Raw genomic sequence first — 5,635 nt, 5'->3', positions numbered from 1 at the left:
CGCGGCGTCGGTGTCGTTGCGGCGCTTGGTGACCTCGTTGTTCGGGTCCTGCTTGGTGAGCAGGGGTATGAGCGTCTTGTCGCGCTCGTTCTCCAGCGCCTCGGCGAGTTCGGTCGCCGCCTTGGCCAGCTCCGCGGTCTTCTCGGCGCGGGAGGCCTTGATGTAGCCGTCGACCGAGGTGTTCACGCGCAGACCGCCGAAGACGAGACTGATGATCACGGGGATCAGCAGGATCGCGATCAGACGGGTCGGCACGCGCCAGTTGCGCGGGCGGAGGAAGTCGTACCGGCTGGAGCCGCCGCCGTCGCCCGACGAACCGCCGCTGCGGGGCGCCGTGGGCGCGGCCTGGGGCTCGGGGGCCGGGGCGGGGCCCTGGGCGCGTTCCTCGGTGGGAGTGAACGCGGAGAATCCGGCCGGATCCCCCTGGGTACCGTTCGGCTCGCTCTGGCGGGGCTCGGAGCGCCGCTGCGGGGCGGGTTGCTGCTTACGCCTCACTCGACAACTACCTCTCGGCCGACTGCCGGCCATGGATCAATCCAGCGCTACCCCGGTGCCCTGACCTCCGCCGGACGGGCCGGAGCAGGAGACATCCAGGGGTAGCTGGAATTTCAGCACGTGCGGGGATGGGGGACAAACAGCCGAAGTCCGACGCCCACGCCGGAACAATCCGGACATTCACCGACATGGCGGAGCAAATCCGTGGTCACCTGGCGCTGAGTGACGCGGATTCGCCACACTGAGTCATTGTTGATCACAAAATGCCTACCGAACTGTTATCCGCTGCTTATACACGGGTCTTGCGCGGGGCCCCCGGAGGACACCGGCCGGTAAGCATCGCGGCCCCGACGGCCCGCTGCAGGGGACGGACCGTCGGGGCCGGGCGGTTCCCCCTCGCTCAGCGGAGCCGGGCCAGCAGGGCGTGTTCGACGAGGGTGATGAGGGCGCTCTTGGCGCTGTCGCGGCGGCGGGCGTCGAGGGTGATGACGGGGGTGTCGGCGCCGAGTTGGAGTGCTTCGCGGACTTCGTCGGGGGTGTGGGGCTGGTGTCCGTCGAAGCCGTTGAGGGCGACGACGAAGGGCAGTCCGCTGTTCTCGAAGTAGTCGAGGGCGGGGAAGCAGTCGGCGAGGCGGCGGGTGTCGACGAGGACGACGGCTCCGATGGCGCCTCGGACGAGGTCGTCCCACATGAACCAGAAGCGGTCCTGTCCGGGGGTGCCGAAGAGGTAGAGGATGAGGTCTTCGTCGAGGGTGATGCGGCCGAAGTCCATGGCGACGGTGGTGGTCGTCTTGCCGGAGACGTGGCTGAGGTCGTCGATGCCGGCGGAGGCCGAGGTCATGACGGCTTCGGTGCGCAGGGGGTTGATCTCGGAGACGGCGCCGACGAGCGTGGTCTTGCCGACACCGAAGCCGCCCGCGACGACGATCTTCGCGGAGGTGGTGGCGCGGGTGGGGGCGGCCGCGTTAGAGCTTGCGAAGTCCACTGAGGACCCTTTCGAGCAGCGTGACGTCGGGCTGGTTTCCGGTTTCGCCGCCGGAAGCGGGCTGGTGGATGGCGACCAGGCCGGCCTCGGCCAGGTCGGCCACGAGGATGCGGGCCACTCCCAGGGGAAGCGAGAGCAGCGCCGACACCTCGGCGACGGATTTGACCTCCGTGCACAGCGTGCAGATCCGCTGGTGCTCGGGGAGCAGGGTGGCCAGGCGCTGCGGGTCGACATCGGCGGAGACCAGGGCCTCCAGCGCGAGTTCGTAGCGCGGGCGGGTCCGGCCGCCGGTCATCGCGAACGGGCGGATCAGCGGGCCGGAGTCGGGTTCGTCCTCGAACTCCTCGTAGTGGCCGGGCTCCTGGGCGGGCCGGTAGCCGGGCGCCGGCTCGGGCGCCGGGGCCGGGTAGCCGGGTGCCGGGGCGCCGTACGAGGGCTGCCGGGCGTACTGGTCGTACTGGCCGTACTGCTCTTCGGGGCGGGGGTACGGCTGCTGGGGCTGTCCGTACTGGTGCCGGCCGTACTGCTGACCGTGGCCGACGCCGGGTGCTCCGAAGGCGTCATGGCCTGTGCCAGGGTACGGAACGCCGTACTGGCCGCTGCGGTCGTCGGGCGGTGTCACGGTTCCTCTCCTCACAGGGTGCGGCGGTGCGGTGCGAGCTTCGGCGCAGGTCCGGAGCCGGTGGTGCGAAGGCCGTACAACGTCCGAACCCGAGCCCGCCGAAGCGGGCCCGGGAAGGACGCGGAGGTGCTTCGAATACCTGGACGGTATCCGACGAACCGTCAGTGCAGGAGACTGCCCTGGAGTTCAGCGCGAAGAGCGGGGGTCAGGACGGCGCCGGCGCGGTCGACGAGCAGGGCCATCTCGTAGCCGACGAGGCCGATGTCGGAGTCCGGGGAGGCGAGGACGGCGAGCGCGGAACCGTCGCTGATGGCCATCAGGAACAGGAAGCCCCGCTCCATCTCGACCACGGTCTGGTTGACCTCGCCGCCCTCGAAGATCCGGCTGGCGCCGGAGGTGAGGGAGGTGAGGCCGGAGGCGACGGCGGCGAGCTGGTCGGCACGGTCGCGCGGGAAGCCCTCGGACATGCACAGCAGGAGGCCGTCCGCGGAGACCACCACGGTGTGGGACACCCCGGGGGTGTTGTCCACGAAATTGGTGATCAGCCAGTTCAGGTTCTGTGCGGCCTGGCTCATCTGAGTCAACTCAACGCTCCTGGTGGTTCGAGCCGCCGAAGAGATCGGTGCTCCGGTTCTGTCCGTTGCCGGACTGGTCTGCCTGATCGGGGTCGATCCGGAAGCTTCCGGTGTTACCGGCGCTGCGGCCCTGCTCCACACCGCGGCGCAGGTTGGTGAGGCGGCCACGGACCTCCTCCGGGCTGCGGGAGACCTGCGGCCCGTCCTGCGGGGTGGGCTTGGCGTTGCCGGGCACCAGGTTCTGCTTGGGCACGCGCCGCGGCAGACCGGCACCCGTGGTGCCGCTGGAGCTGGGCTCGCGCAGCTGCTCGGCCCGCTGCCAGTCGCCGTCGTTCGGCGACTGCCAGGCGGTGCTGGCGGTCGGGCCGGTCGGGCCGTATCCGCCGAGCGAGGACACGTCGTGGCCGCGCTGGGTCGGGGACGCCGAGGTGTCCTTGGCGCCGGCGAACCAGTTCGGGGCGTCGCCGGACGCGCCGGCGCCGGACGGGGCGGCGGCGGGGCCACCGCTCGCCAGCTGCTCGCCGGGGCGGCGCTGCGGCAGCCCGGACGGCAGGGTGGTGTGCGCCTCGGCGGCGGGCAGCGCGGGCGGCTCCGGGGCGTACGGGTGGCCGGCCGGGGACTCCTCGGCCTGCCGGCCGTACTGATCGGCGTACCCGTCCTGCTGGTAGCCGCCCTGGTCGTAGCCGTACCGGTCGTCGGCGTAGCCCTGCTGCTCGTATCCCTGGGGGGCGTACTGGTCGTAGCCGTCCTGGGCGTACTCGTCCTGCTGGTACTCGTCCTGCTGGTAGCCGCCCTGGTCGTAGCCGTACCGGTCGTCGGCGTGGGGCTGCTGCTCGTATCCCTGCGGGGCGTACTGGTCGTAGCCCTGCTGGTAGTCCTCCTCGACCTCGGCGTCCACCACCGGCGCCTGCGGGCCGCCCTCCAGGGCCGCGCGGCGGACCTGGTCGAGGCGCTGCGAGCGCTGGACGGACTCCAGGGCCGGGCTGAACCCGCTGGAGCCGGCGTTGCCGATGCCGGTGAGGTGGTCGTCGAAGCCGAGCTCGGCGGCGCTGCGGGCCGTGGCGTCCGGCGCCCACTGGGCGGTCGGCTCCTGCTCGGCGAAGATCCGCGAGACGGTGAACTGCTCGTCCGGCTCCGGCGCCGCACCCGACTGGGTGACGAACGGCGGGAGCATGACCAGCGAGGTGGTGCCGGCGGACTCGCCGGACGGGCGGAGCTGGACGCGGATGTCGTGCCGCTGGGAGAGCCGGCCGACCACGAACAGGCCCATGCGGCGGGAGATGGTGGCGTCCACCGTGGGCGGCTCGGCCAGCTTCTCGTTGATCTCCGCGAAGTCCTCGGCGGTGAGGCCGATGCCCTTGTCGTGGATCTCGACCAGCACCCGGCCGTCCGGCAGGCGGGTCGCGTTGACCAGGACCCGGGTCTGCGGGCTGGAGAACGAGGTGGCGTTCTCCAGCAGCTCGGCGAGCAGGTGGACGAGGTCGGTCACGGCGGCGCCGACGACGTCGACCTCCGGGATGCCGGAGAGCTCGACGCGCTCGTACTGCTCCACCTCGGAGGCGGCGGCGCGGAGCACGTCGACCAGCGGGACCGGGGTGTTCCAGCGGCGGCCGGCCTCCTCGCCCGCGAGGACGAGGAGGTTCTCACCGTTGCGGCGCATACGGGTCGCGAGGTGGTCCAGCTTGAAGAGGTTCTCCAGCTGGTCCGGGTCGGCCTCGTTGTTCTCCAGGTCGGTGATCAGCGCCAGCTGGCGCTGGATCAGGCTCTGGCTGCGGCGCGACAGGTTGGTGAAGATCGCGTTGACGTTCCCTCGCAGCAGGGCCTGCTCGGCGGCGAGCGCCACCGCCTGCTGGTGGACCTGGTCGAACGCCCGGGCGACCTCGCCGATCTCGTCCTTGCCGTGCAGCGGGATCGGGGTCACCGAGGTGTCGACCCGCTCGGGGTCGGTCTTGGAGAGCTTCTCGACCAGGTCCGGCAGACGGTGGTCGGCGATCTCCAGGGCGGCGCTGCGCAGGGTGCGCATGCCGAGGATCATCGAGCGGGCCACGTAGCCGGTGAGCAGACCGGCCAGGATGAGCGCCGCGACGACGATGATCGTGTTGAGGATGGCGTCGTAGAGCGCGTTGTCCTTCAGGGCGCGGGACTCGGTGAGGACGTCGTCCAGCAGCGCGATCTCGGTGTTCCGCAGGGCCTGGATGTGGGTGTTGGCGGCCTGGTTCCAGTTGTCCGGGGTCAGGCCGGCGTTCTTCGCCTCGGCGAACGCGGCGTCGGCGGCGGCCTTGCCCTTCTGCTGGCCGTCGGCGGCGGCCTGGCTGTACGAGGCAGCCAGGGCCAGCAGGCCCTGCATGCTGGGCGCAGAACCGTTGGGCATCTTGTACGCCGAGCGCTCCTGGGCGGTGGCCAGGGCGACCTGCGCGTCCGAGTACTTCTTGGCGTCCTCGGGGGCGCTACCGGTCTTGAACTCGTTGAGGGAGACCTGCTCCAGCTTCTCCGAGATCACGATCTGCTGGGTCGCGTCGACGTTCTCGTACCGGGTGGTGGCGTTCTGCGAGATGCCGACCAGCAGGCTGAGCATCAGCGCGCGCTGGGTCGAGGCGGAGGCCTTGGCCAGCGACATCGCGTAGATCGCGCGGCCCTTGCTGGTGGCGTTGGCGGAGCCCAGACCGACCGAGTTGTCGTAGGCCAGCAGCGGGGCGAACATCACCGAGTAGGCGTTGGCGGTCGCGCTGATGAACAGCTCGGGGCTGTACGCGTTGGCCCGCAGGTGCGCCAGGTCGATGACCAGGGCCTGGAAGGCCTCGTGGCGGCGGGGGAGCTCACCGGACTTGTCCGAGGCGGCGTAGGCGGCGTTGTAGGCCTTCAGCGCGGCGTCGGTGTCGTTGCGGCGCTTGGTGACCTCGTTGTTCGGGTCCTGCTTGGTGAGCAGGGGTATGAGCGTCTTGTCGCGCTCGTTCTCCA

Annotated in this window: 4 protein-coding genes and 1 pseudogene; all 5 read right to left on the bottom strand. The window is 70.8% G+C overall.

Going from position 1 to position 5,635, the window contains the following annotated elements; genetic code table 11:
* Positions 1-495, bottom strand: a pseudogene (locus ACFVGO_RS39155) (hypothetical protein); the annotation flags it as partial.
* A gap of 400 nt (positions 496-895) precedes the next feature.
* Positions 896-1,480: an ATP/GTP-binding protein gene (locus tag ACFVGO_RS39150; RefSeq protein ID WP_074001502.1), complete on the bottom strand. Its 585-nt coding sequence runs from the start codon at positions 1,478-1,480 to the stop codon at positions 896-898.
* Positions 1,461-2,102 carry a DUF742 domain-containing protein gene (locus ACFVGO_RS39145; RefSeq protein ID WP_359915522.1) on the bottom strand — a complete coding sequence of 214 codons (642 nt, stop codon included), beginning with the start codon at positions 2,100-2,102 and terminating at the stop codon, positions 1,461-1,463. The genes ACFVGO_RS39150 and ACFVGO_RS39145 overlap by 20 nt, the downstream gene beginning before the upstream one ends.
* 161 nt (positions 2,103-2,263) lie before the next feature.
* Positions 2,264-2,677 (bottom strand): roadblock/LC7 domain-containing protein, encoded by a 414-nt coding sequence (locus ACFVGO_RS39140; RefSeq protein ID WP_097236138.1) that lies wholly within the window; start codon positions 2,675-2,677, stop codon positions 2,264-2,266.
* A gap of 10 nt (positions 2,678-2,687) precedes the next feature.
* A partial coding sequence (locus ACFVGO_RS39135) for a nitrate- and nitrite sensing domain-containing protein (RefSeq protein ID WP_380636927.1) occupies positions 2,688-5,635 on the bottom strand: 2,948 nt, incomplete at its 5' end.

Source organism: Kitasatospora sp. NPDC057738 (assembly GCF_042798815.1).
In the GTDB taxonomy this organism is placed as follows: domain Bacteria; phylum Actinomycetota; class Actinomycetes; order Streptomycetales; family Streptomycetaceae; genus Kitasatospora; species Kitasatospora lactacystinica.
This window is presented reverse-complemented; position numbering and strand designations above follow the sequence as displayed.

What these genes read in the sequence shown, in the direction of transcription:
- ACFVGO_RS39140 (WP_097236138.1), bottom strand. Translation starts at nt 2,677, where the DNA reads ATGAGCCAGGCCGCACAGAACCTGAACTGGCTGATCACCAATTTCGTG.